Here is a 20,776-nt window from a genome sequence, read left to right on the forward strand (position 1 = left end):
ATGACCACAGCAGATCTTCAACTCAGCAGCAGCCAGTGGGCAGAAATACTGGAGGTGTACGCTCAGTTATTTGAATTACCTGCTGCAGAAAGAATTCAGGCGTTAGCAGCCTGGCATTTTACGGATGAACAGTTACGGCCTGAAGTGACCAGACTGTTGCACAACGCCAAAGCCATGCGCTCGCAAAGTTTTATGACAGGCCAAGCCCGTGATTTGATTAATAATGCGGGCTGGAATGATACCGAACGTAAAGCTGGTTTTTTATTTGGTAAATACCGGCTGAAACGCCTGTTGGGTGTAGGGGGGATGGGAGAAGTCTGGCTCGCTGACAGAGCAGACGGTCATTACCTGGGACAGGTGGCGTTAAAAATCCTGCACTCCCATTTAAATCAACAAGGTATACGTGAACGATTCTCCCGCGAAGGTAGTTTTTTAGCACGTTTATCCCACGCCAATATTGCTCATTTGTTAGATGCCGGCATCTCCGATCAAGGCGAACTTTACCTTGTGCTGGAATATGTGGCTGGTGAGCGGCTGGATGACTGGTGTGATGCCAGAGATCTGAGCTTAAACGCCAGGCTACAACTGATACTGCAAGTCTGTGACACCATAGCTTATGCTCACACCCAACTGATAGTGCACCGGGATTTAAAACCCTCCAATATTCTGGTCACTGCACACAACGACATTAAGCTACTGGATTTTGGTATCGCCAAACTGGTGGAAGCCGATAAACAACAGCTGGATCCGGACGAATTGGCGCAAGCGCTGACACCTCAATACGCTGCGCCTGAGCAAATCAATGGTCAGGAAGTCAGCACCTCTTGTGATGTCTATACGCTGGGTGTGTTGATTTATCGCCTGCTGACCGGTTCTATGCCTTATGGCAAACCTGATCTGACAGCACTTGGCTGGAAACAGGAAGTTTTACACACGACGCCTTTATTGATGAGTGAGCAATTACTGCACGCACCAGAAGCCGAAAGCATAGCTGCAGCACGCTCCTGCCCTGCCCCTCAGCTGGCCAGGCAACTGCGGGGTGATCTGGACGTTATAGTAGCTAAAGCCTTGGCAAAAACGCCGGAAGACCGATATCTGACTGTGACAGCTCTTGCTGACGATATCAGAAGGTATCTCGGCTTTTTCCCTATCAAAGCCCGCCCTCTGACTGCCAGATTACAAATGGGTAAATTTGTCCGGCGTAACAGATGGATAGTCGCCAGTGCTTTTATAGCTCTGCTTTTCTTAACAGCTGGTGTAACCGGCCTGGTCTGGCAAACAGAAGCAGCCCAACAGGCCGCGCTTCAGGCTGAATTGCAACGCAGCAAAGCAGAAAACGTGAAAAACTTCCTGATTTCGGTTTTTGCTGAACTGGATCCACTCAACAGGCAGTTGCCAGAACAACGTACAGCGCAGCAGTTAGTTCAACGCGCCGTCAGCAGGCTGGATGAAGAACTAAAAGCAGAACCCGAACTCAGAGCCGAATTGCTGGGTGAACTCGGTGAAATCCAGTTTAATCTCGGCGATTTCAGTGCAGGTCTTTTGGCTTTGCAACAGGCATTGACACAACAGGAATTATTGTTTGGTAAACAAAGCATTGAAGTGGCTCGTACCTTATACCGACTGGCCGCTGCTGAGTTTGCCAACGATCACAGGGATATTGCCGAAACGCGCCTGCATCAGGCGCTGGATATTTTGTACAGATCAGGTCGGCAGCACAGCCTGGAGTCTGCGCAGGTAAAAGCAAGATTGGCCTATTTTATGGCCGGACGCCAAGGCGTGCAGCCAGAATCATTGCAACTGATTGAAAGTGCAGTGCAAGATGCTGAAACTCAGCTGGGAAACACCGCAACAAAAACCACGGATATCTTGTCTTTGTACGGCAATTTGTTATGGCGGGGCCGTTATACAGAGCAAGCTCAAACTGTGCTGACGGAAGCCATCAGACGCTACGAGCAAGAACTGGGGCCTCGTGCCATCCGTTTATGGCAACCTTTATCCGATTTAGGTGTGCTGTATTCCAGTGCTGGTCAGTTTGATCTGGCCATGCAGCAGCTGCAAAGAGCCATAGATATTTTAACCCCTCATGTGCCGCCCAAAAACCGCCAGATTGCGGCTCTGCTGATCCAGCAAGGCAATGTGCAGCAGCGTATGTTGCATTTTGCTCAAGCAGAACTATCTTATCAGCGGGCGCAACAAGCTATTCCAGAAGGAGCTGAAGATGTGCAGCGCAATCTGTATGGTGAATTAGCTATTTTGTATATGCAAACGGGTGATGACGTGCAGTCAGAGCGTTATGCCCGGCTAGTGTATGAATTAAAGCTGCAATCTTTAGGCGAAAACAATTTTTCCGTCCATGTAGCGGCAGCAGAATGGGGAAGAACATTAAGCCGGCTGAAACGCTATGATCAGGCTGAACAGCTGCAACGACAGGCATTAGCAAAAATCACAGCACTGGAAGGACCGGATGCTTACCATAACGGCCCTGTGCTTGATGCGCTGGCTCAGACTTTGGTTGATCAACAGCGGTATCAGGAAGCAGCTGAGTTGCAGCGCAGAGCTTTGCGTTTAACAGAGCAACGTTACAATTCAAACCATAAAGTCTGGGCAGAACGGTCCTGGTTGCTGGTCAGCAGTCTGGCTGCTTTAACCACAGAGTCTGCTATAACCGAAGCGCGCCCTTTGCTGGCTCAAAGTATCAAAGTGCTGAGCGCACTGAACCCTGATGACGAACGTTTACCTTATATGCATGAAGTAGCCACGCTACTCCATTCCGGCAGGGCTGCTGATGCTTTTAAAATTTCCGAGCAGCCCGATACAAGCAATTGATTTTCAGACCCTTTCCAATCACTCATAGTTTTATTTCAATTGAATTGAAAAATAATTTCATTTTAGTGAAGGATTTTCAGACTGCTTTACGTCTTGGTAATTGACGGATAAAAGCGGGCCAAAAACAGAGCCTGTTACCGAAAATTCACTTAATCCATGGACTACAGTATGAAAAAACTAGCATTAGCAGTACAAGCAGCGCTGTTTTCGGCATCAGCTCTGGCCGCAGGCGCGCATCCGGCCGCCAACTATGATCAGTTTCTGACACAACATGCAGAACTGGCGAAGCAACAGCAAAGCCCAACCAAAACACAACTTAAAACACAGTTGCTGCAAAACCAGCAGCACGCCCTGCAAGGTTATAAAGGCCAGACCGACGCCCAGCTGGGAGCTGCTACTTTTGTGTTCGCAAGCCCTGCGGATCAGCAAGCTTCTGCCTCAGGCGGTGCTGCCCGGCAAGGTATTAAATCCAATCTTGCAGCTCCAGCACCAGCGCAAAAAGCAGTCTCTGTGCTGGAGCCTAAACTGGCTGCAGACGCTCAGGCCCGTCAGTTTCTACGAGGTAAAACCGGCACTATGAGCCTGGATATCGACAGCATCGATACGGCAAAACTGCACGAGTACCACGACACGGGCAAAGGCCCGGTCATCATCAGATATAAACAACAAATGAATGGCATAGAAGTCTATGGCCGTCAGGTAGCTGTGGTACTGAACCGTCAGTTACAACCTGTAGCTGCTTCTGGTTATTTTGCTAAAGTGCCGACCAGTCAAAACAGCTCAGTCTATACATCAAGCGCACTGTCCCCCACAAATCAGCTACAAAACAACACCGCCTTAACAGCACAAAAAGCTTTGTCTCTGGCTTGGCAGGATGCGGGCGGAGCTTTAGATAGCTCGGCCTTTGTCAGTGATGGCAGCAATAATGTATTTCAGAGTTTTACCGTCTCAGGTAAACAGTCATCTGAGCTAAAAGCCCGTTCTGGTCAGCATGTACGTAAAATCTGGTATCCAAAAGCGGACGGCAGTTTAGCTTTGGCCTATCAGGTGATTATCAGTGGTGAATCCGCTGATGGCGCCAATCAAATAGGTTACGGCTATATCATTGATGCCAAAGACGGTTCAGTGCTGGTGCGTAATAATCTGGTCGCTAACCACAGTCATGGCGACACCTTCACTTATAAAGTCTATGCCAATGAGCAAGGCCCATTAGATGGCCCTTTAGGCAATGATATTCAGCCCGTCTCCTCAGGCCCAACAGGCCCCTTCCCACGAGTGGGAGCTGCCATGAGCGAAGTCAATTTAATGCATGGCCCTATCAGCACACAGGACCCATGGTTAGTTAAAGGCGCCACTGAGACCAAAGGCAATAACGTCGATGCTTATGCCGATTTAGACGGTTTCACTGATGCCGAAGGCTACGATGGTCCGAATGACGGTTTTACCGAAGGTGGAACAGATTTCAGAGCCCAAACTAATGGCAGCAATAGCTTTGTTTATGACCATGTAGTTGATGCCGACCCAGACACAGATCAGGCTCGCCACTCCGCTATCGTCAACCTGTTTTATTTAAACAACTGGCTGCATGACTATTGGTATGACCATGGTTTTGATGAAACCGCAGGCAACGCTCAGGCTGATAACTATGAACGTGGTGGTGTAGAGGGCGATGTGTTGCTGGCTGAAGCCCAGGATGCCAGCGGTCAGAACAATGCCAATATGCTGACCCCGCCAGACGGCATCAGCCCTCGGATGCAAATGTATATATTCCGCGCTCCAGTGATTGGTGAAGTGAGTTTTGCAGGTATAGGGGCTACAGAGTTTTCCGTCGCCAACTTTGGTCCGCAGAACTTTGATCTGACTGGTGATGTGGTATTTTTTATTAACAACGCCGATGAAGACGACGACGATGCACCAGGGGATGCTTGTGTCGAAGTTGAAGAGCCAGAACTGTATCAGGACAAAATTGTCATGTTATGGCGTGGTAGTTGTGACTTTACCACCAAAGTAGCCAACATGCAGGATGCCGGAGCCAAAGGCGTCATCATTATGAACTCCTTCGGCCCTCTGGTCAGTATGAGTGGCGAAAATCCTGATATCACTATTCCAGTGGTACTGATCCAGATGGATCTGGAAGCCAAAGTGCGCCTGCAACTAATCAGAGGCAATACAGTGACTACGACACTCAAACGCACCGCAACAGACAATCGCGACGGTACTTTTGATAACGCCATTATTGCTCATGAGTTTTTCCACTATGTCAGCGGCCGGCTGGTCGGTGATGGTATGGGCCTGAGTAATGAGCAAGGTCGTGGTTTGGGTGAAGGCTGGAGTGATTTTGCCTCAATGCTGCTATTAGTGCGCCCTGAAGACAAATTACTGGCTTTTAATAATCAATACCAAGGTCCCTATGGCACTGTCAGCTATGTCGATGACAACCAGTATTTTGGTATTCGCCGTTACCCATACAGTACCAATTTACTGATTAACCCCCTGACCTTCCGCTACCTGGAAAGTGGTATCAATCTGCCACAAGGTATCCCGGTGAATACTTCATTAGATGGTGCAAATAATCCAGAAGTGCACGCTATGGGTGAAATCTGGGCCAATACCTTATGGGAAGTCTACGCTGCTTTGCTCAACGATGGCAGATACAGCTTTCAGCAAGCTCAGGAGCGGATGAAAGATTATGTGATTGCAGGTTTAAAACTGACCCCGGCTCAACCTACTTTTCTGGAAGCCCGTGATGCTTTGCTTGCTGCAGCGGCCGCTACAGACGCTCAGGATTTTAAGCTGATGGCCTACGCTTTTGCCAAAAGAGGCATGGGCATGGGAGCTGTAGCAGCGCCTCGCGAGAGTGTTTATATGGAGGGTGTCAGTGAAAGCTTTACCGCTTTAGCAGGCAACTTAGCAGTAGAAACTGCAAGGCTGTCATTTACTTATGAAGATGGTACTCAAGGCTGGATTGATAATGACGGTGTATTGGATCCGGGTGAAACTGCTGAACTCACAGTGACTCTGCGCAATACAGGCACTGAAGATGTGACTACCGCATTTAAAGCAAAATTCAGTTCAGAGGCTGACGTATCTTATCCGCAAGGCGATGAAATCAACTTTGAGCCTGTGGCTATGGGTGACACAGTCACAGCGACTTTATTGGTCAAGCTTGAATCTGCGGTTAAAACAGGTGAAGCCATGCAAGTGTCTATCGAGTTCCCTCAGACAGACAATACCAATCCAAATGCAGTGATTGAACCCGAAGTGCAGACAGGCGTATTTTTTGTTAATTACGACCTGCTAAACAACCAGCGTAGCATGGAGAATCTGGATAATCCGGCCACCTTAGCTTACGACTGGAGCACAGAACTGACTGGAGGTGTAGGTTCTGCAGCAGCGCCAAATGCTTACTTTAATTGGGGAGCAGATAGCAGCGCTGACAGTATTTTTGGCACCGGAACTTTATGGTGGGGCCTGGCCGCTGATAGCTTCTCCTCTTCATCCCTGATCACACCTGAAGTGACAGTAACTGAAGATACTTTTGCACTGAACTTTGAGCATTGGTATAGCTTCCAGTGGATAAGCGCAGATGGCATGGTCTACGACGACGAAGGCAATCCGCTGGTAGCAGGTGTAGATGCAGGCGTGATTGAAATCAGCATAGATGGTGCAGAGTGGCAGGATGTGACAGCTGCTGGCGGTGAGTTTGAACAAGGTGGTTATAACGGTGTGGCTTACTCGCTGACCGATATGAATGGCGTACCACCTTTTGATACCTGGCCTGCTGGTTTTGTGAATGACGCCAGTTTTGACCTGATACTACAACCTGTCCGTTTAAGTTTTGGCAATCAGCTACAAGGTGAAAAAGTACAGTTCCGTTTCCGTATCTCCACTAACTTCTCTGTGGGTTCACCAGGTTGGCTGATTGACCATATCAGTTTTGATGGTGTGGCAGAAAAACCGTTCAGCTCAGTGATCACTGAAGACGGAGTGGCAGATAACAGGCCGACTCATATCAGCACCACAGCACAAAGTGTGGATGAAACAGATGCCAGCGGTAAAGCCACCACTGTCAGCTTAACAGCTGAGGTCAAAGATCCGGATGGAGTGGATACATTGATTTATCAATGGGTTCAGGTTGCAGGCCCGGCCGTGACATTAACCAATGCCACCAGCCTGACTGCTTCTTTCGTCGCACCTGATGTGACGGCAGATCAAAGCTTAGGTTTTGAGCTAACGGCTACAGACAGAGATCAAAACACAAAAGCAACCACTGAAGTAACAGTGAAATACAAAGCTGCTGTCGTTTTACCTCCTGAAGCCCAACCTGGTAAAAAATCCAGTGGGTCAGTATCGCCACTTTGGTTACTGGCGTTATTAGGTGCAGCAGGTCGTTTACGCCCGGCACGCCAACAACAACGGAATTCAGTTATGTCAACCACAACTCAAAACTCGTTAAAAACTAAAGTATCTGTGCTGGCATCTGCTTTAGCTGCAGCCATCGCCTTGCCTGCACAAAGCTCAGAGCAAAGCACTACTGCAGATATCAGCCCAGTTGTTGCAGAACAACTGGCGAAGTCCCCACTTAGCTTTGAAAAGAATCAGGGCCAGATGGACGAAGAGGTAAAGTTCCTGCTCAGAGGCAAAGGTTACCAGCTGTTTCTGGCAGAGCAGGAAACTGTATTGTCTTTGCACGACCCAAAACAAAAAAACGGAGCTGTATTACGTTCCAGCTTAGTGGGCGCTGCGAAAACCTCAGCGATTGTTGGTGAAAACATAAAAACTGCGAAGTCGAACTACTTCATCGGCAAAGATAAAAAGCAGTGGCAACAGCAAGTCCCTAACTACGCTCAGGTGCGTTACAACGAAGTGTATCCTGGTATAGATCTGGTGTATTACGGCAAACAAAATATGCTGGAATACGACTTTGTGCTGGAGCCAAACATTGATTACAAACAAATTCAGATGCTCTACAAAGGCGCTGAGCAAGCTAAGGTAGATACTGACGGCGCTCTGGTATTAACTTTAGGTGACAAGGAAGTCCGGCTACAGGCACCGGTGGTGTATCAAGAGTTGGCTGGCAATAAGCACATGGTGAAAAGCAGTTACACCCTTGCCAAAAACAATCAAGGCTGGCTGGTTGGTTTTGAGTTGGATAACTATGACCAAAGCAAGCAACTGGTGATCGACCCTATTCTGGATTACAGCAGCTATCTGGGAGGAAACGATTACGAGACACCTGGCGATATTGAAATTGCAGCCAACGGTGACATTGTTGTTACAGGTGTCACACAGTCTGCCAATTTTCCTTCTACTGAAGGAGTTTACGACGCCGAAGTCTGGGTCGGCGACGGCGATTTTATTATGGATGGTTTTATCAGCCGCTTTTCAGCGGATGGTAAAGAGCTGATTTACTCCACTTTTATAGGGGGTGAACGGGGAGAGTTTTTTAAAGGTCTGGCACTGGACAGTGAAGATAACGCTTATATCACAGGTGAAACGTGCTCAACAGAATACCCTTTGGTCAACCCTTTTCAGTTTCCAATGGCAGATACCTGTAGTGTCATTATCAGTAAGATAAGTAACGACGGTAGTCAGTTGTTGTTTTCAACCTTATACAGCAGCTGGTCTGAATTTATGGGTATTTTTGCTAACGATATTTATGTCGATGCAACCCGCAAGGTGACTATAGTAGGCGGCACATCGTCAGGTGATTTACCGTTGAAAAACCCATTGCTAGATACCAAAAGCCCGGATTATACCGAAGGTTTTATCGCTAAATTTTCAGCAGCAGGTAACCAATTACTCTTTGCCAGCTATATAGGGGGTTTAAGCGGTAATGATGAAGTGATGTCCATTACTATGGATAAAGAGGAAAAACATTATTTTATAGCTGGTGAAACACGTTCTGTTGATTTCCCGGTGAAAAATGCAGCCCAGGCAGAAATTAACAGAGCGAATGAAGAGTTCGGTAACAGCATTGCTGCAGACGCTTTTGTGATGAAGCTAAAAGCTGATGGTTCAGATATTAGTTACTCCAGCTATTTTGGCGGTAATCACAGCGAGTATGTTGCATCAGTTGATGTGGATGACGCAGGTAACGCCTATATTGCCGGTATGACAGGCTCCTGGGTTGAGTTTCCTTATCTGCACAGTATAAAAACCACCATGGATGCCTTTGGAGATATGTATGTCACCAAATTCAGTCCTGAGGGTGAAATAATCTATGCCACCACATTAGGTGGTGACAATGGAGGTAATGGTGACTTACTGCCAGTACCAGAAGAGTTATGGGATATGAAAGCGGATGGAGCAGGCAATGTGTATTTGGCTGGCTCGGCTATGTGGGCAAACTTTCCTTTAGTGAATCCACCCGCCGGTATGCAAGTCAGCAAAGCGGCAGATGCGGTCGTTGTAAAGCTGGGGCCAGTTGATAATAACAAACCTACAGTTCCTGCTATTGTCTGGTCTGGTCGCCATGGTGGTGAAGGTTTTGACTTTGCGCGCAATATTGCTATTTCAGACGAAGGGATCTGGGTGTTAGGAAGCACTGAATCTGCTGATATCCCAGTTACTGAAGGCGCTTTTCAACCAACCTTAGGTGGATCATTAGACTTGTTTTTGCTGCATATCAACCAAACTGATCCGGCGACTGATAGCTTACAATTTGCTCAGGCCGAGCTAGACGTCGACAGCAGCGCCACTTTTGTTGAAGTGCAAATCAGCAGATCTGGCAACCATAGCGGCGTGTTAACCCTGCCATGGAGTACTGTGGATGATACAGCCAAAGCGGGCACTGACTATCAGCAACAATCCGGTGTATTGCAATGGGCTGCCAATGATACTGAACCTAAATATATTCAGATCAATCTATTAGCCAAAACAGCAGGCACCCAGTTTAAGCTGAAGCTGGAACAACCCACATCAAGCTTGTACCAGGTGGCTTTAGGTGGAAATGCTGAACTGACGTTAAAGTTTAAAGCAGCAGAACAACCAGCAACAGCACCAGTGACTGCACCACCAGCTCAGGGAGCGACACCACCAGCAGCGGCTAAACCTGAAAGCAGCAGCGGTGGAGCCATAGGCTGGTTCAGCCTGCTGTTACTGCCACTGTGCTTAAGACGTCGTAAAGTGTAACAAACAAAACAACACTGCCTCATCCTTGCGTGTTGTTTTGCCCCCGGCCGGAGCCTGAAAACTCCGGCTTTTTTGTCAGTGAAAAACATCCACCAGCACATCAGCAATCACAGCAGTGGCTATAGAAACCAATATCAGATCTGTGCCAACCATTTGCCATTCATAACCCTGATGCTGCGGCAGCTCCGCGATCATAGCCGCAGGGGCGGACTTTTTGGCGATCCCCGGAGGCAGAGGTTTACCTTTAGCCAGATTTTTACGAATACCAGACGGTAATGCTGTATGACCCGTTAAATTATAACGTTCAGCTACAGTGCGGGCGTCTGTCAGACTGATACCTGCACTAACAGTCATATGAGCCGGATTGATTTCAGTGATCTTTTGTTTGCTCTGATGCTTTAACTGCTTTTCAGCGGCCTTAGCTTTATGGTCATGATCTTTGTCAGCATCAGCCGCTATCACTTGCTGCGTTAATAAGGGGGCAATTAAAGCCACCCACAATGTAGTTCGTGCATTCATGTTGTTTAGCCTTTCTATCCAGTTGTGCTTTAGCATAGCCAACAAAACTGGATACCGGCTGAATGGAGTGAGTATGGGGCACAGTCTTAGTGGGAGTTTAGTGCTAGTAGTTGGATAGTGGGTCGCAAAGAGCAAAAACGGAAATGACGCACACCACAACCTGACCCTACAAGTTCCTAGATCGATTGTTATGTATTATTTACTAAGTCAGTAACCGAACCATCTTTGTGAAGATAGTGGCAGTTATTATCTACGATATCTTCAATTACGGCTTGAGCAGAATGGGGAGACTCCACAGTACTTTCTATTGGTCGACACTGAGAATAACTAACATCTACAGCTATAGAGTCCAGTTGCACCAAACCTACTCCTTCAACATCAAGGTGTAGATGAGGGCACGCGACAACGTTATGACCTTCACTTAAAGAGAAGCTGTTAATGATGGAATTAATTGTACCAGCATTCTTCCCATTACTATCTAACAGTGGATGTTCTCCCGAGTAAGTATAAGTCATCTCAAACTTGTCCAAGTTGTTTCGTTCTAGGGCTGCTTTGGCACTTTCTCGGTTAAAGTTGAATTCTAAATTGTCAAAATGTGTCTGCATAGAGAAAATCTTGAAGCAAACAGACGTAATTAGGTTGTTAACTAAGACCAACCTAATGTTATTTGCTTGCGCGAGCAACTTAGCGCCTTTTTGGTATGACGAGGTAGTTGCGATAATACCGTTGGCATTTCCAATATCTCGTAAAATTTCAGCAAAAGCAGCAACTTGTGATTTTTTAATTGCAGTCTTGTAGTTTTTGCATTCAACGCATGTCCTATAAGTTACCCCTGCCAACTTAAATTCCCAATAAACATCTATTTGATGTGTAGCACCACTCTTCCCTGTAATTGTAACGTTGTGTTCCACCGAGATGTTCTCAACACCATCAAACTTAAGCATTCCTTGGTGTATTTGGACTACAAGTAACTCATATTCAGTATTTTGATTCACAGCTGCCTACCTATCACAATCCAAATTGTAGCCTTCAGGAGCGGGACAAGGCGCAAAACCTGACATTATTTTTTTCCACCAAATTTCGTTACATAAACATTTAACCCTTTGTAACTAAAGTAAAAGTCTATATTTCAATGAAACTCGGTGGTTCAGACTAATCAAACACATTTCTGCGATTGCACCAACGTGAAACTCGGTCTAAGCGGACTATGCAACGAATCGCCGGTAAAACAGGCATGCAGCGCATTGTCATCTAGATACCAAATTGGTGCTGCATTCAGTATCTTGAGTTATCCAGCTCCTGCCAATTCCCCTTTCCCCCGGGCGCATCCGCCACTGAATCCCGTTCTACCAGCTGGGGTATAAACAAGTGCGTTCTGCTTTCTGGCTCTATGCTGGTATCACTGAGTTGTATCGCCAGCTTAGTGGCGTAGCTGGCCATTTCTTCGACCGGATAATGCATAGTGGTTAAACGTGGGCGACAGGCGCGGCTGACGATTAAATCGTCAAAACCTATCACAGATACATCTTCCGGTACGCGCAGGCCTGCGGCAAACAAGGCGTGAATAGCGCCTATCGCCATTAAGTCGTTGTAGGCCAAGAGCGCGGTGAATTTAATGCCTTTATCCAGCAAGGCCTGAACCGCCTGTTCGCCACCTTCCATATTGGCGGTGGATTCTTCAATAGCAGCTTCAGCAAGCTGCAAGCCCGCCAGCTTGAGCGATTCACGAATCCCCTGCAGCCGAAAACCCGGATCACCGTTTTGATAAATACTGGTGATCACTGCAAAGTTTGTATGGCCTCTATCGATTAAGTAGTCCGTCGCCTGACGGGCACCTGCCACGTTATCCAGCCAAACACAGCGGTTGGCTATAGCAGGCATATAGCGGTTGATCAGCACCAGCCCAGGGATTTCTTTTGCCAACTTCAGCAAGGTTTTTTCATCTGAGTATTCGCTGTGTAGGATAATGGCCTGACAGTTATGATCCCGCAGTGAATCAATAGCTTCCTGCTCCGACTTGGTCTCGTACAGAGAGTTACTCATCAGCAGTTTATAGTTGTTTTCACGTGCGCCTTTTTCAACACCACTGGCCAGACTGCCAAAAAATGGCATCGACAGTTTAGGTGTCACTACCCCCAGCGTATTGGTTGTTTTACTGACCAGAGCACGGGCATTGCTGTTCGGTCTGTAACCTAATTCAGCAATGACCTTTTTCACCCGTGCGCGGCAGGCTTCGCCCACCTGATGACCATCGTGGATCACCCGGGACACTGTAGCTATAGACACACCAGCTACTTTTGCGACATCTTTGATTGTTACCATAATTTCTGCTTTTTCTTTTTTATTGTTTGCGTATCAACAACAAATTAAATGGATTCGGAGCCATGATTTTTTGTTTTAGCCAATGCCAAACTGATCTGCTGACTGCCTTGCGCATCCAAATGGTAGCCACGCACTATCAGCAATGAACACAAGGCAAAGACCATAGTGCCTAGTGCTAAAATAACCCGCATAGCGAGAATACTATCAGGGTTTTGGGCTGCAGAGAGCTGAGCATCAAAACCAATCAAATTCAGCGATAAACCGGCCAGCAATAAAGCCAGAGCGGCACTTAAACTGGTGACCCAGCTATGAATAGCGACAAAAACTCCTTCGCGGCGCTGGCCATGCTTTAATTCATCTTCATCACATAAATCCGCCATCATAGAGGGGATCAACATGGTCATAGCAGTCCAGGCTGCGGTGCAGAATAATGCATCCAGCCAAATCCAGCCGTAGCCTTGGGGTGTAAAAATAAACCACTTGCAGGCTCCGCCCACTAAGGTCACGACATAAATCAGCTGCAAAGCTTTAATTTTTCCCATACGGGAGGACAACCTGGCGATCAGCGGCACAGTCAGAAAACCAAAAGCAGCATAAGCCATCGATAACCAGCCTTTAAAAATTGCGCCCTGAGCTATATCACCTTCGGCAATAAAATACACCAACAGGTAATAATCCATACTGGCGGTAAAAGCGCCCCCCGCCATCTGCAACACAGTTAACAGCAACAACACCCGCAAACCTTTGTTAGCTTTCAGCGTTTTTAAGCTTTGTCGTAAAGTAACAGGCGGAAAAGCCACAGAAGAACGTTGGACTATTTCTTTACTGTAACAAGCAGCTAAAGTACCCAGCAGGCCAAAAATAAACAAGGCGACGCCCCAGCCAACATAACGTATACCCACAAAGACCGAACTGAATATCGCCAGCTGCGCCAGCGGAAATAACCACTGATACAACAAGGACCCCAACTTCAGAAAATAAGTGGTAAAACCCATAATTTCGGTGCGCTGATGATAATCCGGGCTCATTTCATAAGATAAACAGGTCATAGGCACAGACATAAAAGTCGCGGCAACATAAAACAGCAGAGAGAAAATAACAAAATACAATAGATGCGCCAGTTCACCCCAGCCTGTGGGTACCATCCAAATCAAACCAAAAAACAGACAACAGGCCCAACTGGCGACCAGAATAAAAGGCCGTCTGCGGCCAAAGCGGCTTTGATGATGATCAGATAAATGCCCAACCCAAGGGCCTAATAAAGTACCAAGCAACAGCGGTAAAGTCAGAGCCAGCCCCAGTAAAAACGGGTCTACCCCTAAGGTCATCTGATAAAAAGGAATAGCCAGTACGCTGACACTTTGCTGAGCAAAAAACATAGCAAAAAAGCCGGCGCCAAGCGCCAGCTTTTGGGTTCCTGACACCGCAGTCAGTTTTAATGTCGAAGCAGAAGTATCAGACGTTGTGCTTTGGTGCAGTGGCTTTGCCATAGCACTCCTGTGCTGAGGATGAAATGCAAAAGATTATATACACAAAACGTAGGGGCGGGGTTTATCCCCACCCGTCTATGATTTAATCCAATGCCCGAACCATCATGGCTTTTGGATCAAACTCACTTCCGCAAGTTCTACTCCATGCCAGCCTTTCGCCTCTGCCGCGCTGTAGGCGCTCTGATTAAACATCAGCTGTACACCTTGCAACTGCCTCAGCTCATTCAGCTTCAGGCCTGAACCAGCTGCAACGCTTGGTGCCCCTCTTGGCGCAGTACTTGGTGCAAAGACGGGCATAAACATAGGGTATGCCTGAGTCAGCAAGGTGTCGGTTTGCTTTAACTTATGCAGCGGAACTAACAGATACTGCCAGTCAGTGCCCACTTTCAGCTCTGTGCCGTAAGCTATGCCGTCTTTATCCAGCACTGCGAACTTCAACTGTTCCGGTTGTTTGACCGCACGGATCTTCAGCGCCACTGTGTCATAACCTTTCAGGTTACGTTTTAGCAGGCTGTTATCGGCAGACAAAGTGGTTTTAAGGATAGCTGCCGCTTTAGCTGTTTCCAAAGAATCCACACCTAGTTGCAAAGCTAAACCTGCACCTGAACTGTCGGCCACAAAACGCTGAGTCACAGTGGTATCTTTTGGATACAGGCTGTTTTGTCTGTCCAGTGTTGCATCAAATAACGCTACAGGCTGGCCTTGTGGTTTTAGAGCCACCGTCCAGTAAGGTGCTTTGCTGACAAAATCCCAGTCCTGTGGCGAGCCCGCAGCAGCACCAGGGAAAGTCACAGCTTTGCCATTTGCAGTCACCACAAAGCCATATTCCAACAAACCCGTCTGAGTCCAGTCCGCTGGCATAGCGAGCTGGTAACGACTGCTGACATCAGGGCTTGGTTGCATATCAAAAGCAGTAAACTTGCTCTCGCCCAGATAACGCAACATCAATTGCACTTTCTGCGGTTTAACCAAAGCACCAATATCAACTTCAAAACTAAAGGGGTCGCCCAAGTGGGTTTGACGCTGATTCTGATGCACCAAAGCAAGTTCTGTTGATTGCTGTTTTGGCAGATAAAAATCTGTCTCGACTTTATTGGCATACTGCTGTGCCAACGCTGCTTTGGCAGTCAGTAAGTACACACCGGGGCGCACTGTCACTTCGCCATCAGCGGCAGATGCAGTTGCTGTATTACCGCTATTCAAACCTTTCAGCTGATAGCTTTTGCCCAAATCAGCAAGCGTCAGTTTTAATTGCTGAGCAGCAGGATATAAACGCCCTGTTTCACGGCTTAAACTGGAATTCTGATAAGGGTCCTGCAGTGTCAGTAAGTCAGGATAGACTTCCAGTCGCCAGACGCCATCTGCTACTTTATCGAGGAAATAAGCACCAGAGCCGCTGTATTTGGCCACAGAAGACGAGCCAACACCTGCAATACTGCTTAGTTTAGCTGCAGCTTTTGGTTGTGTTTGGGTGCTGTTGCTGTAGAAGAACTGCGTTGGAGTGTTAAGCACAGATAAATTCTGCTGATAATCCAGAGTCACAGCAGCAAAGCTATTGCTGGCCGGATAATCCGCTACTTTTTCAGCACGCTTTTGCGTACGGAACACTTCAGCTGCAATTTTTAAGCTGATGGCTTTTGAAGGCGTATACAACAGGTTCAGATGGTGAGTGTTGTATTCAGAGTTGGTATGAGCCACAGCCGCAGCATCATAAGCAAACTGCGTTGCCCACTGAAAACCAGCTTCACGAAAACTTCGCGCCATAGCAGGGTACATCACAGAGCTTGCTACATCGGCCGCATCAAACTCGTACACCATTTTGGCTTTAGTGGCACATTGGCTGATGCCCGCAAAAGGATTGGTGTAATGCGCTACCGCAGGCAACATATTCGCCAGAATAGTACTGCCTTTGACCAAGCCTGTTGGATACCACTGATAAGACACGCCATCTATGCTGGTATTGCATAAGGCTTTGGCAAAAGGCTGATCGTCCCCCTGCTCGCTGGTGTTGTAAAACAAAGGTTTAGTCACACCAGCTGCACGAATGGTACTGATTAAGTCTTCAATATAAGCCGCACTTTGCTCTGGTTTGATCTCGTGTTTAGGTTCGTTAAAGATCTCAAAAGCAATAATGTTGTCGTCCTGCTGATAGCTTTTGCCGGTCAGCGGGTTGACGTGCTTAAACAGCTGAGTCAGATAGTTTTTCTGCGCAGCAATGGCATCTGGCGACTGGTTCATCTGGCTTTTACTGAAAAAAGTAGAGAAACCATATTCCACCGGATCCGGCTCAGGGTAACCACTGCCCCACCAGCCGATAGGGGTAATAATCACCTTGATGCCTTTTTCTTTTAAGCGCAGCAGCAGGTAATCAAATAACTGCAGGTGAATATTGTCCTGCAAATTTCCGTCTTTATCGGCCAGCAATCTGTCCCATAAATGTACGCGGTAAGCATCCAACCCTAAGCGGGCAATATGGTCCACATCCATGTCAATGGCAGCGCGGTGATCAACACCCAGACGTTCAATAGAGCGATAACCGTAAGCAAAAGGCGCACTGTAATTCACACCAAAAAGTGCAACTTCAGAACCGTCTTGCCACTGCATTACACCGTCTTTTACAGAAACCGGATTGGCCGTAGTAGCGGCGCTAAAAAGCGCTGCTACTGTTGTGCAAAGAAAGGCCTTAGAAGAAAAAGTCCGCTTCATTGTTACCACCAGGTAATATAAAAGGCAGCGACAATCAAAGTGATCAACACTGAATACAAGTTAAAACTTGGACGGGTTTCAAAGCTGATATCACGCAGTTCTACCGCCTGTGGATGTTTGCCCTGACGCTGGAACAAAGTCACCAGCACAGCTAAGGCTAAACAGCTCAGGAAAACTAAACCTACACGGTCCATAAATGGCATCTCTGGCAGAGCCACTTTGAAAATCCAGCTCAGTACAGCTGAGCTGATAGCCGCCACTAATGCAGCTGTTGCTGTAGTGCGAGCCCAGAACATACCTAATAAGAACAGCACCACAATGCCTGGTGTGAAGAAGCCGGTAAATTCCTGAATATACTGGAAGGCCTGGTCGAATTCGCCGAGCAGTGGCTTAGCAGTAAAGACTGCAATCACCAAAGCCACAAGGCTGACAATGCGGCCTACTTTGACGTAATGCTGCTGGCTTTGATCTTTCTTAAACTGAGAGTAAATATCCATAGTGAAAATGGTCGCGACGCTGTTGGTCATCGACGCCAGGCTCGATAAAATAGCTGCCACTAAAGCTGCAAAAATTAAACCTTTAATACCAGATGGCATCATGCTCAGCAGCTGTGGATACGCCTGATCCGGCTTGCTTAAATCTGGTAACAGCAAGACTGCGGCTATACCAGGCAGAACCACGATCACAGGCATTAACACTTTCAGGAAGGCCGCAAATACAATACCTTTTTGCGCTTCGGCTAAGTCTTTTGCCGCTAAAGTGCGCTGAATAATATATTGGTTAAAACCCCAGTAGCTCAGGTTCATAATCCACATACCACCTAACAGCACAGACAAGCCAGGTAAGCTGACATAATGGGGGCTGTCCGGCGTTAAAATCATATCGAATTTGTCTGGCACTTCAGTTAATAAGCGGTCAAAACCAGCCCATAAACCGTTGCCTGCACCTAACATATCCAACGACATAAAGGACAGGAACAAACCACCGCCGACCAGCAATACCACCTGGATAATGTCGGTGTAAGCCACAGCTTTTAAGCCGCCATATAAAGAGTAAGCTACAGATAAAGTGGCCAGTAACAACATGCTGGTGGTCATATCCACACCAGTAACTGTATTAATAGCTAAAGCACCTAACCACAACACTGCAGTTAAGTTGACGAAGACATAAACCGCCATCCAGAACAGCGCCATAGTGGTGCGCACTCTGTTGTCAAAACGCTGCTGCAAGAACTGCGGCATGGTATAAATTTTACGCTTCAGGAAAATTGGCAGGAAAAACTTACCAACTAATAACAGCGTAATAGCTGCCATCCATTCGTAAGCCGCTATCGCCATACCTATGGCATAACCAGAACCCGACATCCCAATAATTTGTTCAGCCGAAATATTCGCGGCGATCAAGGACGCACCAATAGCCCACCAGGGTAAGGTATTGCCGGCCAGAAAATAGTCGTTGGTGTCTTTGTTATGTCCCTTTTCTTCCCGGGAGATGTAATACGCCAGACCCAGCAGGCCCAGCACATAAATGGCGAGAATCACCAAATCTAAATTACTTAAGGTCATTTTTATCCTTACCCTGTTTTACCCGTCGCTTTTGTTGCTGCGCTGCAACACCAGAACAGCCGGGCATGTCTTGTTGTTATGGTTACCAGTTTTTAGCTAACTGAATTTATACACTATTTGTTGCTGATACAACTCACCTGCTTTGAGCAGAGTGCTAGGGAAGCCAAGTTGATTAACAGCATCAGGCCAACCTTGAGCTTCCAGACAAATCCCCAGTCGTGAAACAAAAGGTGAGGCCAGAAAGTTACCTGTATAGAGCTGTAAACCGGGCTGAGTACTGAATACCTCAAGCTGACGGCCACTTTGCTCAGAACTTAACAGCGCCATCAGTTTTAACTCTGCAGCATCAGCACCTTGCCAGATAAAACAGTGATCAAAGCCATTCGCCAGTGCAAGCTGAGGGTCCTGCAGTTTAAGCGCAGGCCCCACTAATTTAGCCTGACTAAAGTCAAAGGTAGTGCCCGCCACAGCACGGCGCTCTCCGGTTGGAATAGCATGCTCATCTGTCGGCAAATAATGGGTTGCTGTCAGCTGCAACTGATGGTTTTCGATAGATGTACCGTCGTTATTCAAGTTGAAATAACAATGATTGGTTAAATTCAGCACTGTGTCTTTGTTGGACAAAGCTAAGAAGGATAACTCCAGCTGTTGATCGACAATACGAAACTGCTGCCATACCTGCAAAGCGCCAGGATAACCCTGATCGCCATCGGCAGAGCGCAGATACAATTGCACCGAATCAGGCTGTTGTTTTAGCACTTGCCAAAGTTGACGGTTAAAACCAGTCACACCCCCATGCAAATGATTCAGGCCATTGTTACAGTCCAATTGATAGGCGACGCCATTGAGCTCAAACCGGCCTTTGGCAATACGATTGGCAACCCGGCCCGCGGTAGCACCCAGGTAAAACTCGTCTGTTTGGTAATCCGCCACTTGCGGATAATTCAGCGTCAGCTCCTGGCCAAACAGGCGGATAGAGCGGATTGTTGCCCCAAAAGGCAACAACTCCACTTCTAAACCTGTGCCTTTATTTAAGGCTATTGGGCCGAGGTTCATGCCAAAATCTGCTCTGCGCCCTGGCTGGCGGTGCAGACAAAAATACCAGCGGTTAAGCCTGTTTGTGCCGGGTACTCACGGTTTACCAAAGCACGAATGTCCTCCACCCGGCCTTGCGGCACTAAAGCCACCACACAACCACCAAAACCACCACCTGTCATACGGACGCCACCTGTATCACCCAGCATGTTGCCAATCATTTCGACCAGCGCATCTATAGCAGGCACTGTGATTTCAAAGTCGTTTTTCATCGACAAATGAGATTCAGCCATTAAACGACTTAACAGTTTAATATCGTGATCGGCCAAAGCTTTGGCAGCTAATTCAGTTCTATCGTTTTCGGTAATGACATGACGGGCACGCTTGGCAACTAATGGATCCAGTTCGCTCTGCTTAGCAGCAAACGTATTCCAACTGACATCCCGTAAGGCTTTGACGCCAAAAATGGCTGCAGCTTCTTCACACTGACGGCGGCGGGTATTGTATTCGCTGTCGACCAGGCCACGTTTTACATTGGAGTTGATAATCATCACAGCCATATCTGTGGGCACTGATACAGGCGTGCTGTCGAGGCTGCGGCAATCAATCAATAAAGCGTGAGCGACTTTGCCTTGCGCAGAAATCAGCTGATCCATAATGCCGCAGTTACAACCGACAAAGTTGTTTTCTGCATGCTGACCATTCAGTGCATTGTCACGGCTGGATAATTCAACGCCCGCCAAAGTGCTGTAGGTCAGGCCCAGAGCGACTTCTAATGAAGCTGAAGAGCTTAAACCTACACCTTGTGGCACATTGCCGCTGATAGCTAAATCACAACCGACCAGGTTAAAGCCTTTTTGCATCAGGCTGTTGGCCACGCCACGGACATAGTTTGCCCACTGGTACTCTGGATGTTTCTCCAGCGGAAACGTCAGTTCAAACTCATCGACTTGCTGCTGATAATCCAGCGCCAGCACACGAACTTTGTTGTCATTACGTGGTGTTGCCACTACTACAGTGTCGTAGTTAATAGCACATGGCAATACAAAACCATCGTTGTAATCTGTGTGTTCGCCAATCAGATTAACCCGGCCCGGCGCTCTGAAAGCAAATTCGCCCTGAGTTTGATAATGTTCGGCAAATGCCTGCTGTACTTGTTCTACTAATTGCATCTGT

Annotated in this window: 10 protein-coding genes; 2 read left to right on the plus strand and 8 right to left on the minus strand. The window is 47.4% G+C overall.

Annotation, left to right across the window (positions count from 1 at the left end; translation table 11 throughout):
- Together OM978_RS17400 and OM978_RS17405 are read left to right on the plus strand one after the other, a co-directional pair.
- Nucleotides 1-2,829, plus strand: a complete 2,829-nt coding sequence (locus OM978_RS17400; RefSeq protein WP_264343546.1) for a serine/threonine-protein kinase — start codon at nucleotides 1-3, stop codon at nucleotides 2,827-2,829.
- A 168-nt stretch (nucleotides 2,830-2,997) separates the two neighbouring features.
- Nucleotides 2,998-9,963: a M36 family metallopeptidase gene (locus OM978_RS17405; protein ID WP_264343548.1), complete on the plus strand. Its 6,966-nt coding sequence runs from the start codon at nucleotides 2,998-3,000 to the stop codon at nucleotides 9,961-9,963.
- 75 nt (nucleotides 9,964-10,038) lie between these two features.
- Here the strand turns inward: OM978_RS17405 and OM978_RS17410 are convergent, their stop codons facing one another.
- From OM978_RS17410 to galK, 8 genes are all read right to left on the minus strand, one after another.
- Nucleotides 10,039-10,482 carry an anti-virulence regulator CigR family protein gene (locus OM978_RS17410; protein ID WP_264343550.1) on the minus strand — a complete coding sequence of 148 codons (444 nt, stop codon included), beginning with the start codon at nucleotides 10,480-10,482 and terminating at the stop codon, nucleotides 10,039-10,041.
- Nucleotides 10,483-10,670: 188 nt separating this feature from the next.
- Complete coding sequence (locus tag OM978_RS17415) at nucleotides 10,671-11,477, minus strand: restriction endonuclease (protein WP_264343552.1); 807 nt, start codon at nucleotides 11,475-11,477, stop codon at nucleotides 10,671-10,673.
- Nucleotides 11,478-11,757: 280 nt separating this feature from the next.
- Entirely contained in the window at nucleotides 11,758-12,804 is a 1,047-nt protein-coding gene (locus OM978_RS17420) for a LacI family DNA-binding transcriptional regulator (RefSeq protein ID WP_264343554.1), read from the minus strand.
- Between the two features lie 44 nt (nucleotides 12,805-12,848).
- On the minus strand, nucleotides 12,849-14,294 hold the full coding sequence (locus OM978_RS17425) for an MFS transporter (RefSeq protein WP_264343556.1): 1,446 nt from the start codon (nucleotides 14,292-14,294) through the stop codon (nucleotides 12,849-12,851).
- Between the two features lie 102 nt (nucleotides 14,295-14,396).
- On the minus strand, nucleotides 14,397-17,000 hold the full coding sequence (locus tag OM978_RS17430) for a glycoside hydrolase family 5 protein (protein WP_264343557.1): 2,604 nt from the start codon (nucleotides 16,998-17,000) through the stop codon (nucleotides 14,397-14,399).
- Between the two features lie 2 nt (nucleotides 17,001-17,002).
- On the minus strand, nucleotides 17,003-18,565 hold the full coding sequence (locus OM978_RS17435) for a sodium/sugar symporter (RefSeq protein ID WP_264343558.1): 1,563 nt from the start codon (nucleotides 18,563-18,565) through the stop codon (nucleotides 17,003-17,005).
- 96 nt (nucleotides 18,566-18,661) lie between these two features.
- Complete coding sequence (locus tag OM978_RS17440) at nucleotides 18,662-19,621, minus strand: aldose epimerase family protein (protein ID WP_264343559.1); 960 nt, start codon at nucleotides 19,619-19,621, stop codon at nucleotides 18,662-18,664.
- Nucleotides 19,618-20,772, minus strand: coding sequence for a galactokinase (gene galK / locus OM978_RS17445; protein ID WP_264343561.1), 1,155 nt, complete (start codon nucleotides 20,770-20,772; stop codon nucleotides 19,618-19,620). Before galK ends, OM978_RS17440 begins: the two co-directional genes overlap by 4 nt.
- Between the last annotated feature and the right edge of the window lie 4 nt (nucleotides 20,773-20,776).

The organism is Rheinheimera sp. MM224, from assembly GCF_947090785.1.
Lineage (GTDB): Bacteria > Pseudomonadota > Gammaproteobacteria > Enterobacterales > Alteromonadaceae > Pararheinheimera.

Coding starts and splice junctions, on each gene's coding strand:
- OM978_RS17410 (WP_264343550.1), bottom strand. CDS start 10,482: ATGAATGCACGAACTACATTGTGGGTGGCTTTAATTGCCCCCTTATTA.
- OM978_RS17405 (WP_264343548.1), top strand. CDS start 2,998: ATGAAAAAACTAGCATTAGCAGTACAAGCAGCGCTGTTTTCGGCATCA.
- OM978_RS17400 (WP_264343546.1), top strand. CDS start 1: ATGACCACAGCAGATCTTCAACTCAGCAGCAGCCAGTGGGCAGAAATA.
- OM978_RS17440 (WP_264343559.1), bottom strand. CDS start 19,621: ATGAACCTCGGCCCAATAGCCTTAAATAAAGGCACAGGTTTAGAAGTG.
- OM978_RS17420 (WP_264343554.1), bottom strand. CDS start 12,804: ATGGTAACAATCAAAGATGTCGCAAAAGTAGCTGGTGTGTCTATAGCT.
- OM978_RS17430 (WP_264343557.1), bottom strand. CDS start 17,000: ATGAAGCGGACTTTTTCTTCTAAGGCCTTTCTTTGCACAACAGTAGCA.
- OM978_RS17425 (WP_264343556.1), bottom strand. CDS start 14,294: ATGGCAAAGCCACTGCACCAAAGCACAACGTCTGATACTTCTGCTTCG.
- galK (WP_264343561.1), bottom strand. CDS start 20,772: ATGCAATTAGTAGAACAAGTACAGCAGGCATTTGCCGAACATTATCAA.
- OM978_RS17435 (WP_264343558.1), bottom strand. CDS start 18,565: ATGACCTTAAGTAATTTAGATTTGGTGATTCTCGCCATTTATGTGCTG.